The following is an 18,997-nucleotide window of genomic DNA, read 5'->3' on the forward strand; positions in this document are numbered from 1 at the left end:
GTATGTATGGAGAAAAAATCTAAGATGAGGTTCTACTTCTATTGTACAATATTTTACAGTTGGTTGAGGGAAAGAGATGAGTTGTCATGAATTTGTTGGAAATAAAAAAGAGCCTCATATAAGAGAGGCTTTTTTACTTTTTAATTAATGTACCTAATTCTTCTGTAATAGCTTGCATTTCACTAATGCTGAATGTTTCACGTTTCATAACATGATCATAAATGTCACGTAAATCTTCGTACATTTCTTCGTTAAAACTAGCAGCTCTCATCGCTCCAGCATTAACCATACGTAATTTTTCTTTAATAGCTTCGACCATATATTCAACGTTTTCTTCTGACTTTACGGATAAATCCACCGAAGTGTCCCCCTTTAAAATAACATAAGGCTATCTTAACATTTTTTATCATTTTCGTTAATGAATCTTTTCAATCCCATTAAATTAGTAGGGATTTCCTTTATATTCACTAATTGGTTGTTTATACTATAAGTATATATAAACAAATGCACCAAGAAAGGAAGAAACAAAAATATGGTTCAAGTATTGTTTGTTTGTCTTGGGAACATTTGCCGTTCTCCGATGGCAGAAGCGATTTTTCGAGATCTTGTCGTAAAAGAGGGACTTAAAGAGAAAATTGTCATTGATTCTGCAGGAACTGGAGATTGGCATGTTGGCCATCCGCCACATAAAGGAACACAAAAAATTTTAAAAGAAAATGCAGTCACTTTTGAAGGAATTAAAGCAAGGCAAGTAGAAAAAGAAGACTTAACAAAGTTTGATTATATTATTGCCATGGACAACAAGAATATAGCAGATTTAAAAAGTTTAGGTAAAACTGGAGGCTATATTGGTAGGCTGTCCGACTTTGTTCCAGACGGTGGCTGGACAGACGTTCCTGACCCTTACTATACAGGGAATTTCCAAGAAGTATATGACCTTGTAACAGAAGGGTGTGCAAAGCTATTAGCTTTCATTCGAAATGAACAAGGAATATGAGGAAGCTTAGAAAGAAATACTTTCTAACATAAGAAATGAAAGGGTGAAGGAATATGGCAAAGAAAAATAATATTGCTCGAAACATTGCGATTGGTGTAGCGGCAGGTGTAGCTGTATCCATGTTAAAGAAAGAAAACCGTGAAAAAGTAAAAAATACAGCAGAAAAAGCAAAAACAAAGATGATTGAAATTGGTGAAAATGCAAAGATTAAAGAAAAAGTGCAAACTGTTACAGATAAAGGACGCGAACTTGCTGATTTCAATGTGGTAAAAGCGAAAGTAGCAGAAATTAAAAAATTAACGCCATCTGTTGTAGAGACGTTAAAAGAAACGAAAGAAATTTTTAGTAAGAAAAAAGTTGAGCCAGAAGAAAAGCCAGAAACGATTGAAATTCAAGCTGTATCTCCAAAGGTAGATGAGCTAAAAGCAGAAGAAGAGCCAGTAGTTGCTGAAGATGGTGGTATGAAAGAAGCGCGTGAATTATTTATGAAAGACTCAAATGCAGTGGAAAAAAAAACTGAAGCGTACATTGAGTTAAAGCAAGATAAAGAAGAGAAGAAAAGCGTTTAAACATATATGAGAAAAATTTTAGAAAAGGTGAGAAGAAATCGTACTTATTCGTTTGGTAAAGATTTATATGACCGGACGATGCGCGATGATGTAGCGGGCTTGGCAGCACAGCTCGCTTATTTCTTCTTGCTTGCGATTTTTCCTGGGCTCGTTTTCTTAATTACGCTTCTTGGATTTATTCCCATTCAAACAGAGGATGTGCTTAGTTTATTAGAGGTTTATGTACCAGATGATGCAATGAACTTAATTGAGGTAAATGTAGATAAAGTTGTAAACCAGCAAAATGGTGGTTTATTATCATTTGGTTTATTATCCATGTTATGGTTTGCCTCAAATGGTGTTAATGCGGTTATGAATGCTTTTAACCGCGCTTATGACGTGAAAGAAACACGTTCTTTTATTACAACAAGAGCGTTATCAATTGTGTTTACATTAGCTATTATTTTTATGATTGTCTTTGCGTTAATTGTTCCGGTATTCGGACAAGTTATTGGAGCAGCAGTGTTTAAAGCACTCGGTTTATCAGATAGTTTTTCTTTCGTATGGAGCATTACACGATTAGTAGCGAGTTTCTTCGTGCTATTTGCTTTGTTTAGTTTCTTATATACATTTGCCCCAGATCGAAAGTTAAAAAGAAGAGAAGTTATTTCAGGGGCGTTATTTGCTACTGTAGGATGGATTGTGGTATCGTACTCATTTGCTTATTATGTAGATAAGTTTGCGAATTACGCCAATACATATGGTGGTCTCGGTGGTATTATTATTTTAATGTTATGGTTTTACTTAACTGGATGGGTAATTTTACTTGGCGGTGAAATTAATGGTTTACTCCATCATTATAGAACGGGTGACAATAATTCCCGTAATGAAAAATGACCTCTTGTTCCATAATAATAGGGAATAGGGGGGATATTTCATGAGTAATAATAAAAAGAATCACAACAATAAAAATAACAATAAACAAAAGAGCAGTTCGCATCCTAAGCATAAAACGAGTAGTAGTGCGAACGGACATAATAGCTACCATTAAAAAAAACGGGTCCTCTATGAGGGACCCGTTTTTTTTAATGGGCAGTAAGACCCCCACCTCAAAATTCAGCGAAAGCAAAGAAGTTAGGTGGGGGTCGGGCTGCCCATAAAAGTCCGATTGGTGAGGGCTGATTAAAGTTTCACTTTATTTGCTTCCTTTTAATAATCGTAAGCCATTCAAAATGACAAGAATCGTACTTCCTTCATGGCCAATAACACCGAATGGAAGAGCTAAAAATTGCAAGAAGTTTGAACAAATTAGCATGGCAATAACGGCTAGCGAAAAGATTACGTTTTGCTTCACAATACGGTTCATTCGTTTTGATAGACGGATCGCTTGAGAAAGACGAGATAGTTCGTTTTTCATCAGTACAACATCCGCAGTTTCTAAAGCTACATCTGTTCCTTCTCCCATTGCGACACCAATGCTAGCAGTAGCTAGTGCAGGTGCATCATTTATACCGTCTCCGACCATTGCTACTGTACCGTATTTTTCTTTTAACTTTTTAATCGTTTCAACTTTTGTTTCTGGTAAACATGATGCGTAATATTCTTTTATATTACTTTCAGAGGCAATAGCTTTTGCCGTTTCTTCATTATCGCCAGTAATCATAATTGCTTCGACACCAATGCTTTGCAATTCACGAATAGCAACTATTGTTTCTTGGCGAAGCGTATCTTTTAAAGCGATAAGTCCAAGAATGCCTCCTTCATCACTAATATAAACGACAGTTTTACCTTCCTTTTCAAGTGAGGCAGAAATACCATTATGAAATGTTTTGGTTTCTTCACCGATAAAATCAGCTTTACCTATTTTATAAGCAGTGTTTTCCAATATTCCTTTTAGCCCAAAACCAGTTACATCTTCAACCTTTTCTGGTTTTTTTAATGTAATGTCGTACGCATGTTGTGCATATTTAACAATAGATTCAGCTAAAGGATGTGTAGAGTGACTTTCAATGGATGCTGTAATAGAAAGTACTTCTTTTTCTGTTATATTTTCTCGAACATATACATCTGTTACGGTAGGTTTACCTTCCGTTAATGTACCTGTTTTATCAAAGGCGATTGCTTTTACTGAAGCGAGACGTTCTAAATGTACGCCACCTTTAAAGAGAATCCCATTTCTCGCTCCGTTAGAAATTGCAGATAACGTTGCTGGTGTAATGGCAGCAACGAGTGCACAAGGAGATGCGACTACAAGTAAGATCATAGCGCGATAAAACGTTTCATTCCAGCTCCAGTCAAGTAAGAAATGAGGAACGAACATCATAAGCGCAACAACGAGTAGTACACCTTTTACGTATGTTCCTTCAAACTTTTCGATGAATAGTTGTGATGGTGATTTTTCACTTTGTGCACTTTGGACGAGACGGATAATCTTTTGGAATAATGTTTGATCGCTCGGCTTCGTAATTTTAACTTCGATAGCACCACGTAAATTTACAGTACCGGCAAATACTTCATCGCCATGTCTTTTCTCATTTGGAATAGGTTCTCCTGTGATTGCTGCCTCATCGATATTTGTTTCACCGTTATGAATTGTACCGTCAGCAGGAACACGTTCACCTGGTTTAATTAAAATAATGTCGTTAATTTGTAACTCTCCAACAGGAACACGTTCCTCAGTTCCGGTGGAAATACGTAATGCTTCTTCAGGTTGTAAGTCAAGAAGAGCGGAAATTTCTTTTTGGCTCTTACTTAACGTATAAGATTCCATAGCACCGCTGAGCGCAAAGATGAAGATTAAAATAGCCCCTTCTGCCCAGTAGCCAATAATTGCAGCGCCAATAGCTGCAAAGAGCATTAGCATTTCAACATTTAGCTCTTTTTCTTCAATCGTATCTTCAATTCCTTCTTTCGCTTTTGCATATCCACCAACTATATAAGCAAGGATATAGCAAGTAATACCTACATTCATTGCATCGTTCTTTGTGAATAACCAACCAACTAAAATAAAAATACCAGATGCTACTGCAAATACAAGTTCATAATGTTTTTTTAATGTGTCCCATAGAGAGGGATGTGAAATTGTTTCTTTTGCGTGTAACGTTTTTACTTCTGAGTTCATTACTACTCGCTCCTTCCGAATTCTTATTGAGAAAAATAATCAAAATCGAAACCCCTATAAAACGACGAAAGCTGCCATCCATAATGGATAGCAGCATTTCTGTTGAATCTGTTTTTAATAGTTATTATGTTGTAATTATTCTATAGTATATCATATGTTTTTATGAGATGGTACGGTTTTGTTTCAAGTATAAACGGAAAACTTGTGTTTTCGCAATTCCTCTGGTATATATGAATATTGTTCATAAAAGATCGGAAAGGAAGACAACAAGTGAAGACAGAGAAATTTTTTACCCATCCGATTGGCGTATTTATTGCTGCGATAGTAGCAACTTTTTTATGGGGAAGCGCATTTCCTTTTATTAAATTAAGTTATGTTGAACTTGGAATTCAACCACAAGAAGTTGGAGAGCAAATATTATTTGCCGGTTATCGTTTCCTTTTATCTGGAGTCATGCTCTTATTATTCTTTAAAATGTTAGGAAAAGATATGAGCTTCAAAAAAGGAACGGGGAAACAGTTAATACAAATTGGTTTATTCCAAACGTTTCTTCAATATATCTGTTTTTATATTGGAATGAGTTATAGTTCGGGAATTGAAGGAGCTATCATTTCAGGGACATCATCATTCTTTCAAATTTTACTCGCCCATTTTTTATATAAAGATGATGCCCTCAATATGAGAAAAATAATTGGGGTATCGATTGGTTTTTGTGGCGTCATTTTAGTAAATGTGCCGAGTGATGGTAGCTTATCATTTCATTTTGGAATCGGAAGCTTGTTACTTCTTAGTGCAGCAATGCTGTATTCATATGGAAACATATTAGCAAAAGAAGGTAGTAAAACATTAGATGTTGGCTATATGACAGCATACCAAATGATGTTTGGTTCTATAGGATTATTATGTATAGGGGCTTTACAAGTTGGAGTAATGCCATTTACATTTAGTCTACATGCACTACTTATGCTGATTTATTTATCTTTCTTATCTGCAGCTGGTTTTTGCATTTGGAATACAATTATGAAATACAACAAGGTTGGAAAAGTATCTATGTATATGTTCTTTATACCCGTATTTGGTGTATTATTATCGAGCATGATTTTAGGTGAAGCAATTCATTCATTTGTGCTATTCGGTTTAGCGTGTGTAGCCGCGGGAATTATTGTGGTAAATCGAACGCCAGCTAAGCAAAAAATGGAGCAAGAAAAACAAGTGGCATAGAGAGCAGAAAAGCGATTACAATGGAAGAACAGTACTGTTCTTCTTTTTTTTTGTAGAAAAAGGATAATAGACTAAGTGTAACGAAAAAAGATACAAAAAGCATTTATTGAGGAGAACATATTATGAATCTACTTTACGTGTTGTTAATTGGGCAAATACTTCTTTTTTTAATTGGTGCAATTTATGCAATACGGCAGACAAAAAGAACAAAAGATAATATGCCGTTACCTTTAGCAATCCGTCTTATTCTTAGTTTTTCTTTAACAGGTAGTGCAATTTGGATATGGGTACAAGATCCATCTGTAGAGTATAGTACGTGGGTTGCACTTGGTATGACTTTATCCACTGTGGGAGATTTGTTTATGGCTGGGCTGATTCCAATTGGTCACAGGTTAATTGGTGGGATGGTTACTTTCGCTCTTGCTCATTGTTTTTATGTAAAAGCATTTTTGCAAACAGGAATTTCGTGGAATGGTTTTTGGATTGGCTTACTCGTATATGGGCTCTTTCTAATTGTAGGATGGTTCTTCTTTATCCGAAATGATAAACAGGATAAATTGTTTACGATAGGAGCTCTAATTTACGGATTGTGGGTTGGAGGAATGGCTTGCTTTGCATTCGCCTTATATTATGAAAATACAGGAATATGGTGGATACCAGCGTTTGGTGGTTTACTGTTTGTGATTTCTGATTTCATTATTGGCGTGACAGATATCGGAGGGCGTAAATTGAAGTATGAGCCACTTTGGATTTGGTTTACATATGTAGCTGCTCAAATGTGTATTGTATATGTGGGATTATAAAAAGATACTCTCAAAATAGTGGATAGACTATTTTGAGGGTATCTTTTTTGCTTGTTTAATTTGATCAGTATTATTATTATTTTAAAATTTATAATTTTACAATTAATAATTTTGTAGAAAATCATCAGTTGTATTATTTATAATAAAAGTAAAAAGATGATGAGATGGTGAAATGATGCAAAAGAAAAAACGTTGGCGTGAATTCTTTGGAACTATTGCAATTGCATGTTTATTGGTGTTTTTGGCGAAAATTTTTGTGTTTTTCCCTACGACTGTAAAAGGAGCATCTATGAGGCCAACGTTGAAAGATGGAGATAAGGTGATTGTTAATAAGTTAGCAAAACAATTTGAAAGCTATGGGAGAGAAGACATTATTGTTGTGAAAACAGATAATTTTTATGTCAAAAGAGTGATTGGATTGCCTGGAGATATAATTGAGATGAGAAATGATCAATTATATGTAAATTCTGAAGTGGAAGATGAAGAGTATTTGGATAGTAATAAAAAACAAGCAGAAAAAAAACTTATGAATTTAACAGAGGACTTTGGACCGATTACAGTTCCTAAAAATAAGATTTTTGTTATGGGAGATAATCGCTTAATAAGTAAAGATAGTAGAAATGGTTTAGGTTTTATTGATAGAGAAGATGTGTTAGGAAAGTTAGCAGGCGTTTATTATCCGTTTGAACATATGAAAATAATAAAGTAAAAAAACCAAGCAAATTTTAGTTTGCTTGGTTTTTTTGTTAAACAGTAGGAGATTCGTTAGATACAAAGGTATCTTCATATTTCTTTGTAGTACTTAAAACGAATTTATGTTGTAGCAATTGTAGTTTAAATAACGCCAAAGGATCATGATATGTTTCTGGATTGCTTCTTAGCGTTGCTAATGTTTGCTCGTCTTCCTTTATCTCAAGTTGAGCTGCATCTACATTTTGTTTCAATATGTTAAGTGGATCTTTGAAGAACATCATGATATCACGTTCTAATGCACCTTCAAATACTTCAAATTGAAGGAAGAATTGTTTTGAAATTGTGTGAGCAATTTCTGTATAGTCTTCTGTTTCAATATATTGTTTATATTTGTTGGCGAGCATAGATTGGTTTTTTTGCATATTACCAAATAATTTTCCGGCACTTTTTAAGAAAAACTGTGTCGGTGTAAAGCGTAATAAAATATTGATGTTCGTTACTGTAATTCGATTTGTCATTCGTACAACATCTCGATTCCAATCATCTAATAATTTGAAATCGCAAGGAAGTTTCATACGTTCTTCTTTATATAATTTATTAAATGTTTCACTCATTTCATCTAAATAAGCTTGAGCTTGAATAAATTCATTATGTGCTGTTTCAATCCATTCTTGAATAGAACCAGTAAATTTAGGAAGAAGTACCTGTTGTACATGCTTTTGAACTCGTTCATTCATTGCAGCATTTAATTCTTCATGAACTAGTTTGAAATCACTATCTTCTTGAACAAGATCAGAGCAGCTCTGTAATAATTCAGGGATTTGAGAATGTATATCTCGTGTAATTTCTTCTTTCATTAAAAGATAGGATTCGGTAATAGAGCGAATTTTATCTTTTTCAAGAGCAGTAAGGTTATTAATAAATCCAGTAAGTTTCACTGAGATGTGTTTATTCCAGCGTACGGATTTTACTAATGTATTTTCTAATTCCACACGTTCATTTATGAGATAAGCAATTGTCTTTTGCGTAAACCATATTAGCTTTTCTATACGTTCTTTTTCTATATCGCGTTTTGCAAGATTAGAGAGAATAGATTCTGTTACATCTCCAAGTTGCTGGCTACTCTCTTGCGAAGGAGAGTATGGGAAGAATTGTGCATCTGGAAAATGTGCTTTAAGTTTATTAATTAGTTTTTCATTAGTAGTCGTATTATTTGTATGTAATACGAAGTGAATTTGTAAGTTTGGTACTTGTTCACGTAAATAAATTAACGTATCAATTTCTTCACTATGCAATGGTGAAGAAGAATTTAATACGTAAACAAGGCTATCTGCTGCTTGTAAGTATTCAAAGTATGCATTGTTTTTATCCAATTGTTCTTGAATGGATGGTGTAATAAGAAATGTAAACTTATTTTTTCTTAAAAACCTACTTGGTAGCTTAATTTCTATACATTTTTTCTCAAGTTCTGACTGAGCAGATGTAGACGTTATTTGATGGAATTCATCAAGGTTAGAGATATTTCGTATATCTAACTCGGTAAATTCTGTAATTTCAGTTTGACTAGCGTCTTTAAATAGAATAGGAGTTGTTAAAGTTTCAGTTAAGATGTTCTCTCCCAATATTGAATTAACAAATGATGTTTTATCATGGTCGCTAGTTCCAGCTATTAGTAGTGGTGTGACATTTAAATCACATAGTTCATGGACGAGTAGCGTAAATTGATGACTTAAATCTACATCATTTTTCTCAGCCCATACAGCGATTGTTTCGAATAAATGAGAAACTGTTTCCATATTTACATCTGCTTCAGCTGATGTATTAGAAAGTAAGGAACCAGCACTTTTTACAAGTAATGATTCTAAAGTTGTAGGTGAGACTTCATTCCATGCTAACACTGCTGCAGAGACAACTAGAGAATCTTTTGCTTTTGTTAAACTGAACCAATTTGTTAATAAATTTGGTACAAGTCCGTTTAATTCATGCATAAAGTGATTTCCGGTAATTAATGCAAAGTATGTTTCTTGATAGCGAGTACAAATTTCATTCCAATCGTCATTATTGTCTGTTTCAATATGCAAGAATAAATGATTAATACTTTGAATCCAAGGAAGGTATAAGGATTCATGTTGATAGCTATTCCAAAGAGCAATAACAAGTTCTTTAAATTGGGCTTGATCAACAGCATATAGAGCTTTTAAAGACTCATAGAAATATTCAGGCTTAATATTTTTTGTAAATCCTTTGTTTATGTAATTTATTAACGTATCAAACCAGTGTAAAGATTGTGTTCGAATACCTTCTTGAACAGCTAGTTCGATAGCGTTGTTCCAATCTTCTTGTTTTTCATAGAAAGAACGTGCAATTGCAGTAATATTTGGGTAATCCGGTTGGAATGCAACAGCTTCACTAATCGTCTTAAAAGCGAGTCCTAAACGATCTTGTTCGATATAAAGAGAAAGAAGTTGTAAGGAAACCTCCATCGTAAGAGTTGTATCTTCCGTTTGAATAGATTGATAAATTTCTTCTGCCTTTGATAAGAATCCTAGTTCAAAATAAGCATCTGCAATATTTTTTGTCGCCCAAAGTGCAAGAGCATTATTTACTTTTTCCCATTTAAATATAGCTGCTTCAAAATCTTTATTTTGATAATAAAATTCACCTTGAGCAAATCGAATATTAGAAATGTTGGAGAATTCATTTTTAGATTCATTTATATATGCTTCACCGAGTACTTTCGATGCAGGAGTAGAAGTTTCTTCTGTTAAAAATGTTTTATAGTAAACTTTTTGAATAAATTGATTTTCAATGGTCATGTTCGTTCCCCCCTGTATAATTTAGAAAAATGATGTTGTATGTAAAAGGGTGTATGTTCTTTTAATAGGTAGAAGTTGCATTATATAGACCAAACTATGTTTTTGCTAGATATATCATTTTTCTTGAGAGTTAAACCGTTGCGAAAAGTAACTTTCCTTTATTGTAACAAAAAAACACGCATATGAATTTTTATTTTTTATCGGGTCATTTGCGTGCAGTAAGAATCTAATCTCAAAATTGGTAAATGTAAGTGAGTTATGTGGGAGTCGGGATGTCTGTAGAAGCAAGATTGGCATAGGTTAATAATTAGTAGAGGATGAACAAAACTCCCACTGATTAAAGTTTCACTTTATCTCTGTTAAAGGAAAGAATAGAAGTAGAGTTCATTATAAAAACAATGTATAGTGAATATGTATACCATGTTTGCCTTAAAGATAGAAAGGGTACAATGTGGAATAACGATCGTGCATAGGATGTGTCTTCCGAATGGAACAACATATTGGCGAGTTAATCGCGCATTATGGCTATTTTGGAATTGTTATAGCTTTGGCTGGTGGGATTGTCGGATTACCGATACCAGACGAGTTTTTATTGACCTTTGTTGGTTATAATGTTTCAAAAGGAGTTATGTCAGGAACTGCTGCTTTTTTAAGTGGGATGGCTGGTGCGATGTTAGGGATCACGTTAAGCTACATATTAGGTTTAAAACTTGGGCTCCCTGTTTTAAAGAAATATGGGCCGAAAATTAGAATTAAAGAACATCACATTGAAAAAACACATATTTTATTTGAAAAATATGGGCCATTTCTTTTAATGATTGGTTATTTTATACCGGGAGTACGTCATTTAACAGCATATTTTGCTGGGGTATCAAATTTGACACTTTGGCGTTTTTGTTTATACGCTTACGGTGGTGCGCTCATTTGGATAAGTGTTTTTATTGGGCTTGGCTGGAAGTTAGGCGAGAAGTGGCGCTTCGTTGAGTATAGTTTACATCATTATGGAATATGGATTTTATTAATTTCAGCAGTTGTTACATGTGTTGTATGGTTGTACATAAAGAAAAAGAAAAACCGCTAATAGCGGTTTTTTAGCTGAAAGCAATAAATAATACACCAGCTGTAATAAAGACTACACCAACACCGGTCATAAAGTTTAACTTTTCACCGAGGATAATCATAGCGAGAATGATAGAAAATACGACGCTTAATTTATCGACAGGAGCTACTTGTGAAACCTTTCCTGTTTTGAGGGCAAGAAAATAAAATAGCCATGACGAAGCACCTGCAACCCCACTTAATGTGATAAATAGCAGTGCTTTTTTATTTAGCAGTACGTCGCCGATATTTTGAAATTTACCTTGTATGATAATAACGCCTATCATAAATAATGCCATAATAATAGATCGAATTGTTGTTGCAACGTTTGCATCGATGCCGTCTAAACCAAACTTTCCAAAAATCGATACAAGGGCAGCAGCAATTGCTGATAATAGGGCAAATAAGAGCCACGAACTCATAGTAAAATTCCTCCAATCTTACATTATTATACATGAAAATGATTCTCATGTATAAGGTTGAAGCAATTGAGGTTTATAGGAAGCACGACTTCAACTTAACTTCTTGCTCCACCTGAATTTTAAGGTGGGAGTTTTACTGTCTGTAAATAGTGGGCTAAATAACGAAATAACCCCCACCTTATATTTTTAATAAGGTGGGGGTTATTATACTACTCTGCAATTTCCTCATATAAAAAGTACGTTACATTATAAATATGTTCTACTTCATCGTCTGTCATAAACAGTAATTCGTCACGCTCAATCCCTTTTTTCTTTTCAATAAACTCAATCATGTTTTTGCGTTCTTCTCTCTTCATCAATTTTATTTCTCCTCTCAATCTGTTTTAATACAGTTTATTTAAGTTACTTCTATTATATAACAGAATCTTTAGAAAGTTCCACCTATTTTATTGTTTTTTTCAAAAGAACTTTTCGACAAAACAAGCCCACCTAAGGGGGCTTGTTTTATTTTATAGTCGTAAAAACTCAGGCTCCGTCGTACCGGCACCATCGATGTAATAAATTGTGTCGGGATTGATTTTGATCAGTACGTAATTAGGGTCTTCAGGGCCGAGTAACCAACGTTTTAAGCTATTATTCCAAAACTTGTTTTTTAATGTCGAGTCTTCCTCGATTGAAGCCAATCCTTCAACTTCAATATAATCTTCATCTAATTTTTTCCCTTCTCGTCCGAGTAGTACATGGACATTAGGATTTTGTTCAATATCTGTTATCTTTTTTGATTGTCGATCTGTTGCAACATACAGTACAAAATCTTCATGGAAAAACATCATAAAGGCGCTATGAGGTTTCTCATTTCGTACTGTAGATAATATACCAGTACGTTGACCTTGAATAATAGTTGCGATTTTTTCTTTTAAGTGCATAATTTTAACCCCTTTTCACAATTTATAATTCTGTCTGTTTAAACAAGATAATTTAAATATCTTTCATACTGTTTTCTTCAATCCGATTTTTTAAACGTAATTGTGATGAAATCGGACAAGTTAGGAGAATAATAATAATAATATTGAGGAGAAATACATACGATGGAAGGATGAAAAAGCATGTTTAATAAAATATTTCTTATAGTAGCGCTTATAGGTGTACCACTGTCTGTGCTTGGAAAAACACTTCATTGGCCAGAAACAATTATGTTTGCTGTGTATTGTATTACGATTATCGCATTAGCTGGTTTTATGGGGAGAGCAACAGAGAGTTTAGCAATTGTTTCTGGTCCTAGAATAGGCGGGTTATTAAATGCTACTTTCGGTAATGCTGTTGAACTTATCATTTCAATTTTTGCACTTCAAGCAGGGTTAATTGAAGTGGTGTTAGCTTCTTTAACGGGTTCTGTACTTGGAAATTTATTATTAGTAGGAGGGTTATCTTTCTTTGTTGGAGGTCTTAAATACAAAAGACAAAGTTTTAATGTATATGATGCAAGGCATAATTCAGCTTTATTAATATTTGCTGTTGTTGTGGCCTTTGTTATTCCAGAGATCTTTTCAATGAAGATGGACGCTGGCAAGACGTATCAATTAAGTATAGGTGTTTCTATTATTATGATTATCATGTACCTTGCTGCATTACTATTTAAGTTAGTTACGCACCGTGGTGTATATCAACATAAAAGTGACGAAGTAGCGCATGAAGAAGAGCCAGAGTGGTCGAAAGGGAAGGCGCTCCTTATTTTAGCGATAGCAACACTGGCAGTAGCTTATGTGTCAGAGGCACTCGTGCATACTTTTGAAACTGTTGCAAAGTCATTTGGCTGGTCAGAGTTATTTATAGGGGTTATTATCGTTGCAATTGTTGGGAATGCAGCGGAACATGCGTCTGCAATTATTATGGCTTATAAAAATAAAGTAAATATTGCAGTCGAAATTGCAATAGGCTCTACATTACAAATCGCTATGTTTGTTGCTCCTGTATTAGTATTGCTATCTATGTTCTTCGCACAAAGGATGCCTTTAGTATTTACCATACCAGAACTTGTGTCTATGATTACAGCCGTTTTCTTAACGATTGCGATTTCCAATGATGGAGATACAAACTGGTTTGAAGGTGGCACTTTACTAGCGGCGTATGTCATTATGGGAATTGGTTTTTATTTATTATGAAAAATAGGCATAACAATTGCGCTCAGAGAAAACAATAAACGAAGTAGTATATATACCTACATAGGAAGGAGCCAGACAGGTGAAACGAGTATACAGCATATGCCTTTCAACTATGGTCTCGTTTATTTTATTATTTCCTAACATGAGTTTTGCAAAGACAACAGTAGGAACAAAAATGCCTTCATCTGTTTTAAATATTTCAAAAGACAATACATTTCCAAATGATGCGCAAGATTTGCCACGTTTACAACCAAGTAAATTTGCTCAAGAGCTATTGAAAACGGCTAATATTAAAATTGAAAATCCAGACTTAATTCGGATGTTTAATGAAACGACAATTTCAAATGCGCCGCTTGCAGTAGGGTATCGGGCAAAAATTTATTTAGGTCAATGGGCTTTACGTTATGAATCAGTAGACACATCGATTAATTGGGAATATAAACAAGTGAATCGAAATGTGTATGATAATCGCGGAGGAGACCGTTTATATCCACTTCGCTATAAGCAAGAAACACAAAAGACGGTTGAAGGCGATTTAACAGCAGATATGAAAGATGCTGCAGATGTGAAAAAAATGATGCTTCTCAAAGCACTTGAAAAAGTACAATTACCCCTTTCGTTTAAAACGACCATTGGTTATGGTACTGGGCATGAGCGTGTGTATAATATTAGCCCGAGTCAACTCGGATATTTATACGCTTATACACCAGCAGTAAATGAAAAAGGAAAAGTAACATTTGGAGAAGTGTATCTTGTATTAAAGGGAAATCAAAAAAGACTTGTTGTGAAAAATATTACTTCTCAAGGAATTGGAGCTGCTATTCCAATTCATGATCATTTGTATTTTAAATTCATTTCTTCTTCCCACTCGCAATAACATGAAAAAACGTCAGCTTATGAGCTGACGTTTTTTTATAATGTAATGTTTGCTGTTTTTGATAAGAAATCTTCTGTCGGATAGTAGCTGTTTTTTACAAGAACATTTGGTCCAAGACATTTTACTGCAGGACAGTGACAGCTTAATGATTTTGCTGTTTTTGAAGCGCTCCATTTTTCATACGCTTCTTGTAATGTGTTTGTTTGTATGTTTCCTAGAAGTGGAACATCACCAAAATCAGTAACGATAATATTGCCATCAAAAATATTTACATTTAAGCGTGAACGACCATCTGGATCGTTACGAACAGTTACATTTTTGCTCTCTTGTAACTTTTTAAATGTGGCAATGTCTCGCTCGTCATCGCTACAAGCATAGAAAGGTAAAGTTCCAAATAGCATCCATACATTTTCATCGCGAATTTCTAGTAAATGTTCAATCGCATCACGAATTTCAGCTTTTGTTAAAATTTCTAGATTACTCGCGAAGTCACTTGGATACATTGGATGAACTTCATGACGTTTACAGCCCATCTCTTCGACGATTTGGCGGTGAATATGTTCAATATGTGGTAGAGTTCTTTTGTTTAGCATTGTTTCGGCCGATACAAGTACACCTGCATCTGATAAAGCCTTACTATTTGTAATCATTCTTTCGAATAATTTTGCACGTTGTTCGTAAGTAGGCTTACGCTCCATCATTGCAAATCCGCCTTCAACGAAGTCATCAATTGTTCCCCAGTTATGAGAGATATGCAATACGTCTAAATAAGGAATAATCTGTTCATAACGTGCTAAATCTATAGTTAAGTTAGAGTTGATTTGAGTGCGAACGCCTCGTTCATGGGCATATTTTAAGAGTGGTGTTACATAGTTGTCGACGGATTTTTTGGAAAGCATAGGTTCTCCGCCAGTAATACTTAAAGAACGTAAATGAGGAATCTCATCTAATCGTTTTAATAAAAGATCCATCGGAAGCGGATTTGGGTCTTTCGGCTGTAACGTGTAACCAACAGCGCAATGCTCACAGCGCATATTGCATAACGTCGTCGTTGTAAATTCAACATTTGTTAATAGTAGTTTGCCGTACTCTTCAAGGTCCATATACGCTTCCCATGGATCGTAAGAAGGAGTAATCGGCTTCATTTTTTGTGATATCGTCATATGAAATACTCCTTTGACTATTGAAATAACAATTTGTCCATTCTCTATAATAGAAGAATATGTGCTTTTTATAAAGTGAAACTTTTTAGCATGAAAAGAGAGAGGGCTTACATTATAGTGGATGACTGTGACAAAATTGATGAAATTTCATGCCCATAGCAATCGTTTTTGCGGTATAATAAAAGCAACTCGAATTAAAAGGAGAGTGCCTTCATGGGAAAAGCAATTCAAGATAAAGATACACAATTAGTATATTTAAAAGAACGTTTAAATATGTTCATTGAAGTAATTGATACAATTGAACCTGAAGAAGTAGAATTAGAAGATGTAGATCGTCTTCTTGCAATGTTAGATGAATTAGAATTAAAATGTGAGCAATTTAAAAAAGACGAATAATATATTAAAAAGGCTACCAATTCCAATTTGGTAGCCTTTTTCTGTTCGGGTAATAGAAGGACGATAGAAAAAGAGGTATAATCAAGTTGTGAAAAATTTCATTTATGCTCTAATAGCGTGAAACAAATAAATAGCTAAAGAGCATAACAATTGAATTTTCAGCTCATAACGTTTTGGTAGCGTTCACAATTGAGGGGGAAGTAACAATGGAAAAGCTTCAAGAAAGCATGTATCAACTAATTGTTGAAACGTCAACGAACTTACCGAAAGATGTTCGTCGTGCGATTCAACAAGCGAAAGAGCGAGAAAATGCAGGGACTCGTTCTGCGATGGCACTTGGCACAATTACAAATAATATTAAAATGGCTGATGATAACATCTCGCCGATTTGCCAAGATACAGGGATGCCAACGTTTAAAATTTATACACCAGTTGGTGTGAATCAATTAAAGTTGAAGGAAGCTATCTATAATGCGCTTGAGCGGGCGACAAAAGATGGTAAACTTCGTCCCAATTCTGTTGATTCTCTTTTTGGAGATAATAGTGGAAATAATTTAGGACCAGGTACACCGGTGATTAAGTTTGAACAATGGGAAAAAGATTATATTGATGCACGTTTAATCCTAAAAGGTGGTGGCTGTGAGAATAAAAATATTCAATATAGCTTACCGTGTGAACTAGAAGGACTTGGACGAGCTGGCCGTGATTTAGAAGGGATTCGTAAATGCCTTCTTCATGCAGTATATCAAGCACAAGGGCAAGGATGTAGCGCTGGTGTAATTGGTGTTGGTATCGGGGGAGACCGCACATCAGGTTATGAATTAGCAAAAAATCAATTATTCCGTACATTAGATGATGTCAATCCAGTACCAGAGTTACAACATCTTGAAGAGTACGTATTAGAAAATGCGAATAAGCTTGGCATTGGTACGATGGGATTTGGCGGAGAAACAACTTTACTTGGTTGTAAAATTGGCGTCTATAATCGTTTGCCAGCTAGTTTCTATGTATCTGTTGCGTATAATTGCTGGGCATATCGTCGCCTTGGTGTGAAAATCCATCCTGAAACAGGAGACATTATGGATTGGTTATATCAAGAAGGGGAAGATACACTTCAGCATGAAGTACAAGAAAAAACAGAGCAACGTGAGATTGTATTACAAGCACCAATTACAGAAGAGCAAATTCGTGAACTTCGCGTTGGTGATGTTGTAACAATTAATGGCATGATGTATACAGGTCGTGACGCAATCCATAAGCATTTAATGGATAATGATTGTCCAGTAGATTTAAACGGACAAATTATTTACCACTGTGGTCCAGTTGTTGTGAAAGATGAAAATGACAATTGGCAAATTAAAGCGGCAGGTCCAACGACAAGTATTCGTGAAGAACCGTACCAAGGCGATATTATGAAGAAATTCGGTATTCGCGCTGTCATTGGAAAAGGCGGTATGGGTGCGAAAACATTAGCGGCTTTAGAAGAACACGGCGGTGTATATTTAAACGCAATCGGTGGTGCAGCGCAATATTATGCTGAATGTATTAAAGAAGTGAAAGATGTTGATTTCTTACAATTTGGTATTCCAGAAGCAATGTGGCATTTACGTATCGACGGGTTTAAAGCAGTTGTAACGATGGACTCTCATGGTAATAGCTTACATGCAGATGTTGATAAAACATCACTTGAAAAATTAGCTAGCTTTAAAGAGCCAGTATTTAAGTAAATAAAAAATGCATCTCGAATGATTCGAGATGCATTTTTTTGGTATATATAGAAAAACATGTTCAGCATGAAAGAATGCGTAGCAACAGAAACTACAAGTACGATTATATATGGAAAGGAGACTATTTATGAAATATAAATGGTTATATATCGGTCTCATTTTTTCAATTATGATGGCACTTGTTCCAGTTTCAGCACTGGCTTATACAAATACTCCACATAACTGGGGAATCCCGCGTCCTAAAAATGAAACAGTACCAGATGCAGGAAAGTTATATACAGATTTACTACAAAAAAATGGCGGGTTTTATTTAGGAGATACGAAGAAAAAAGATATTTATTTAACATTTGATAATGGATATGAGAATGGATACACCGGGAAAATATTAGATGTATTAAAAGAGAAAAAAGTACCAGCAACTTTCTTTGTAACGGGGCATTACATTAAAACACAAAAAGATTTATTGTTAAGAATGAAGGATGAAGGACACATTATTGGAAACCATTCTTGGAGTCATCCTGATTTTACAGCGGTAAATGATGAGAAACTTCGTGAAGAATTAACGAGTGTAACGGAAGAAATTAAAAAAGTAACTGGGCAAAAAGAAGTGAAATATGTACGTCCTCCGCGCGGTGTATTTAGTGAAAGAACGTTAGCTCTTACGAAAGAAATGGGCTATTATAATGTATTTTGGTCACTTGCATTTTTGGATTGGAAAGTGGATCAGCAAAGAGGATGGCAATATGCGCATAATAATGTTATGACGATGATTCATCCAGGATCTATTTTATTACTTCATGCAATATCAAAAGATAATGCAGAAGCACTTGCGAAAATCATTGATGATTTGCGCGAGAAAGGGTATCATTTTAAAAGTCTAGATGACTTAGTAAAAAGCAATCAACCGTAAGCATGTATGCTTACGGTTTTCTCATGCTATAATGATGTGTAAA

19 protein-coding genes are annotated in these 18,997 nt (G+C 34.8%); 12 read left to right on the forward strand and 7 right to left on the reverse strand.

Annotation, left to right across the window (positions count from 1 at the left end; all coding sequences use genetic code 11):
* Positions 1-133: 133 nt before the first annotated feature.
* Positions 134-358, reverse strand: coding sequence for a DUF1128 domain-containing protein (locus tag AXW78_RS02235; protein WP_000366196.1), 225 nt, complete (start codon positions 356-358; stop codon positions 134-136).
* 174 nt (positions 359-532) lie between these two features.
* Here AXW78_RS02235 and AXW78_RS02240 point away from each other — a divergent pair, with 174 nt between their 5' ends.
* The 3 genes from AXW78_RS02240 to AXW78_RS02250 are packed head-to-tail and all read left to right on the forward strand — an operon-like array spanning position 533 to position 2,442.
* Positions 533-997, forward strand: a complete 465-nt coding sequence (locus tag AXW78_RS02240) for a low molecular weight protein-tyrosine-phosphatase (protein WP_000250913.1) — start codon at positions 533-535, stop codon at positions 995-997.
* A 53-nt stretch (positions 998-1,050) separates the two neighbouring features.
* Positions 1,051-1,566, forward strand: a complete 516-nt coding sequence (locus tag AXW78_RS02245) for a DUF4075 domain-containing protein (protein ID WP_001085388.1) — start codon at positions 1,051-1,053, stop codon at positions 1,564-1,566.
* Between the two features lie 6 nt (positions 1,567-1,572).
* Positions 1,573-2,442 (forward strand): YihY/virulence factor BrkB family protein, encoded by an 870-nt coding sequence (locus tag AXW78_RS02250; RefSeq protein ID WP_001226537.1) that lies wholly within the window; start codon positions 1,573-1,575, stop codon positions 2,440-2,442.
* Positions 2,443-2,740: 298 nt separating this feature from the next.
* Here the strand turns inward: AXW78_RS02250 and AXW78_RS02255 are convergent, their stop codons facing one another.
* Positions 2,741-4,666: a heavy metal translocating P-type ATPase gene (locus tag AXW78_RS02255; protein WP_001083757.1), complete on the reverse strand. Its 1,926-nt coding sequence runs from the start codon at positions 4,664-4,666 to the stop codon at positions 2,741-2,743.
* 270 nt (positions 4,667-4,936) lie between these two features.
* Here AXW78_RS02255 and AXW78_RS02260 point away from each other — a divergent pair, with 270 nt between their 5' ends.
* The 3 genes from AXW78_RS02260 (at position 4,937) to lepB (ending at position 7,399) form a co-directional block, all read left to right on the forward strand.
* Positions 4,937-5,887 carry a DMT family transporter gene (locus tag AXW78_RS02260; RefSeq protein WP_000845712.1) on the forward strand — a complete coding sequence of 317 codons (951 nt, stop codon included), beginning with the start codon at positions 4,937-4,939 and terminating at the stop codon, positions 5,885-5,887.
* Between the two features lie 122 nt (positions 5,888-6,009).
* A complete protein-coding gene (locus AXW78_RS02265) occupies positions 6,010-6,690 on the forward strand; it encodes a lysoplasmalogenase (protein ID WP_001051069.1) in 681 nt (226 codons plus the stop codon).
* A gap of 172 nt (positions 6,691-6,862) precedes the next feature.
* Positions 6,863-7,399, forward strand: coding sequence for a signal peptidase I (gene lepB / locus AXW78_RS02270; protein WP_002163834.1), 537 nt, complete (start codon positions 6,863-6,865; stop codon positions 7,397-7,399).
* A 37-nt stretch (positions 7,400-7,436) separates the two neighbouring features.
* Here the strand turns inward: lepB and AXW78_RS02275 are convergent, their stop codons facing one another.
* Positions 7,437-10,199: a tetratricopeptide repeat protein gene (locus AXW78_RS02275; RefSeq protein ID WP_061883744.1), complete on the reverse strand. Its 2,763-nt coding sequence runs from the start codon at positions 10,197-10,199 to the stop codon at positions 7,437-7,439.
* A gap of 487 nt (positions 10,200-10,686) precedes the next feature.
* Between AXW78_RS02275 and AXW78_RS02280 the strand changes: the two genes are divergently transcribed.
* Positions 10,687-11,280, forward strand: a complete 594-nt coding sequence (locus AXW78_RS02280) for a DedA family protein (protein ID WP_000434878.1) — start codon at positions 10,687-10,689, stop codon at positions 11,278-11,280.
* A gap of 10 nt (positions 11,281-11,290) precedes the next feature.
* Here AXW78_RS02280 and AXW78_RS02285 read toward each other — a convergent pair whose 3' ends face one another.
* The 3 genes from AXW78_RS02285 to AXW78_RS02295 all read right to left on the reverse strand — a co-directional run bounded on the left by AXW78_RS02285 (position 11,291) and on the right by AXW78_RS02295 (position 12,645).
* The gene (locus AXW78_RS02285) at positions 11,291-11,719 is read right to left on the reverse strand and encodes an EamA family transporter (RefSeq protein ID WP_000100296.1); all 429 of its coding nucleotides are present in this window, start codon (positions 11,717-11,719) and stop codon (positions 11,291-11,293) included.
* A gap of 209 nt (positions 11,720-11,928) precedes the next feature.
* The gene (locus AXW78_RS02290) at positions 11,929-12,075 is read right to left on the reverse strand and encodes a BH0509 family protein (protein WP_000817786.1); all 147 of its coding nucleotides are present in this window, start codon (positions 12,073-12,075) and stop codon (positions 11,929-11,931) included.
* A gap of 153 nt (positions 12,076-12,228) precedes the next feature.
* Positions 12,229-12,645: a pyridoxamine 5'-phosphate oxidase family protein gene (locus AXW78_RS02295; protein ID WP_061883745.1), complete on the reverse strand. Its 417-nt coding sequence runs from the start codon at positions 12,643-12,645 to the stop codon at positions 12,229-12,231.
* A gap of 180 nt (positions 12,646-12,825) precedes the next feature.
* On the opposite strand from AXW78_RS02295, the gene cax reads away from it, so the two are divergent.
* On the forward strand, positions 12,826-13,881 hold the full coding sequence (cax, locus tag AXW78_RS02300) for a calcium/proton exchanger (RefSeq protein ID WP_000482133.1): 1,056 nt from the start codon (positions 12,826-12,828) through the stop codon (positions 13,879-13,881).
* 79 nt (positions 13,882-13,960) lie between these two features.
* Complete coding sequence (locus AXW78_RS02305; protein WP_002163835.1) at positions 13,961-14,758, forward strand: YfkD famly protein; 798 nt, start codon at positions 13,961-13,963, stop codon at positions 14,756-14,758.
* 35 nt (positions 14,759-14,793) lie between these two features.
* Here AXW78_RS02305 and yfkAB read toward each other — a convergent pair whose 3' ends face one another.
* Complete coding sequence (gene yfkAB / locus AXW78_RS02310; RefSeq protein WP_000156023.1) at positions 14,794-15,921, reverse strand: radical SAM/CxCxxxxC motif protein YfkAB; 1,128 nt, start codon at positions 15,919-15,921, stop codon at positions 14,794-14,796.
* 213 nt (positions 15,922-16,134) lie between these two features.
* Here yfkAB and AXW78_RS02315 point away from each other — a divergent pair, with 213 nt between their 5' ends.
* The 3 genes from AXW78_RS02315 to pdaA all read left to right on the forward strand — a co-directional run bounded on the left by AXW78_RS02315 (position 16,135) and on the right by pdaA (position 18,954).
* Positions 16,135-16,317 carry an SE1561 family protein gene (locus tag AXW78_RS02315; protein WP_000513558.1) on the forward strand — a complete coding sequence of 61 codons (183 nt, stop codon included), beginning with the start codon at positions 16,135-16,137 and terminating at the stop codon, positions 16,315-16,317.
* Between the two features lie 206 nt (positions 16,318-16,523).
* The gene (gene fumA / locus AXW78_RS02320; RefSeq protein ID WP_000413523.1) at positions 16,524-18,044 is read left to right on the forward strand and encodes a class I fumarate hydratase; all 1,521 of its coding nucleotides are present in this window, start codon (positions 16,524-16,526) and stop codon (positions 18,042-18,044) included.
* A gap of 127 nt (positions 18,045-18,171) precedes the next feature.
* On the forward strand, positions 18,172-18,954 hold the full coding sequence (gene pdaA, locus AXW78_RS02325; protein WP_000875957.1) for a delta-lactam-biosynthetic de-N-acetylase: 783 nt from the start codon (positions 18,172-18,174) through the stop codon (positions 18,952-18,954).
* Positions 18,955-18,997 lie beyond the last annotated feature (43 nt).

This window comes from Bacillus thuringiensis, from assembly GCF_001595725.1.
GTDB classification, from domain to species: Bacteria; Bacillota; Bacilli; order Bacillales; family Bacillaceae_G; genus Bacillus_A; species Bacillus_A thuringiensis_K.

What these genes read in the sequence shown, in the direction of transcription:
- AXW78_RS02240 (WP_000250913.1), top strand. Translation starts at nt 533, where the DNA reads ATGGTTCAAGTATTGTTTGTTTGTCTTGGGAACATTTGCCGTTCTCCG.
- AXW78_RS02245 (WP_001085388.1), top strand. Translation starts at nt 1,051, where the DNA reads ATGGCAAAGAAAAATAATATTGCTCGAAACATTGCGATTGGTGTAGCG.
- AXW78_RS02250 (WP_001226537.1), top strand. Translation starts at nt 1,573, where the DNA reads ATGAGAAAAATTTTAGAAAAGGTGAGAAGAAATCGTACTTATTCGTTT.
- AXW78_RS02255 (WP_001083757.1), bottom strand. Translation starts at nt 4,666, where the DNA reads ATGAACTCAGAAGTAAAAACGTTACACGCAAAAGAAACAATTTCACAT.
- AXW78_RS02265 (WP_001051069.1), top strand. Translation starts at nt 6,010, where the DNA reads ATGAATCTACTTTACGTGTTGTTAATTGGGCAAATACTTCTTTTTTTA.
- lepB (WP_002163834.1), top strand. Translation starts at nt 6,863, where the DNA reads ATGATGCAAAAGAAAAAACGTTGGCGTGAATTCTTTGGAACTATTGCA.
- AXW78_RS02275 (WP_061883744.1), bottom strand. Translation starts at nt 10,199, where the DNA reads ATGACCATTGAAAATCAATTTATTCAAAAAGTTTACTATAAAACATTT.
- AXW78_RS02280 (WP_000434878.1), top strand. Translation starts at nt 10,687, where the DNA reads ATGGAACAACATATTGGCGAGTTAATCGCGCATTATGGCTATTTTGGA.
- AXW78_RS02285 (WP_000100296.1), bottom strand. Translation starts at nt 11,719, where the DNA reads ATGAGTTCGTGGCTCTTATTTGCCCTATTATCAGCAATTGCTGCTGCC.
- AXW78_RS02290 (WP_000817786.1), bottom strand. Translation starts at nt 12,075, where the DNA reads ATGAAGAGAGAAGAACGCAAAAACATGATTGAGTTTATTGAAAAGAAA.
- AXW78_RS02295 (WP_061883745.1), bottom strand. Translation starts at nt 12,645, where the DNA reads ATGCACTTAAAAGAAAAAATCGCAACTATTATTCAAGGTCAACGTACT.
- cax (WP_000482133.1), top strand. Translation starts at nt 12,826, where the DNA reads ATGTTTAATAAAATATTTCTTATAGTAGCGCTTATAGGTGTACCACTG.
- yfkAB (WP_000156023.1), bottom strand. Translation starts at nt 15,921, where the DNA reads ATGACGATATCACAAAAAATGAAGCCGATTACTCCTTCTTACGATCCA.
- AXW78_RS02315 (WP_000513558.1), top strand. Translation starts at nt 16,135, where the DNA reads ATGGGAAAAGCAATTCAAGATAAAGATACACAATTAGTATATTTAAAA.
- fumA (WP_000413523.1), top strand. Translation starts at nt 16,524, where the DNA reads ATGGAAAAGCTTCAAGAAAGCATGTATCAACTAATTGTTGAAACGTCA.
- pdaA (WP_000875957.1), top strand. Translation starts at nt 18,172, where the DNA reads ATGAAATATAAATGGTTATATATCGGTCTCATTTTTTCAATTATGATG.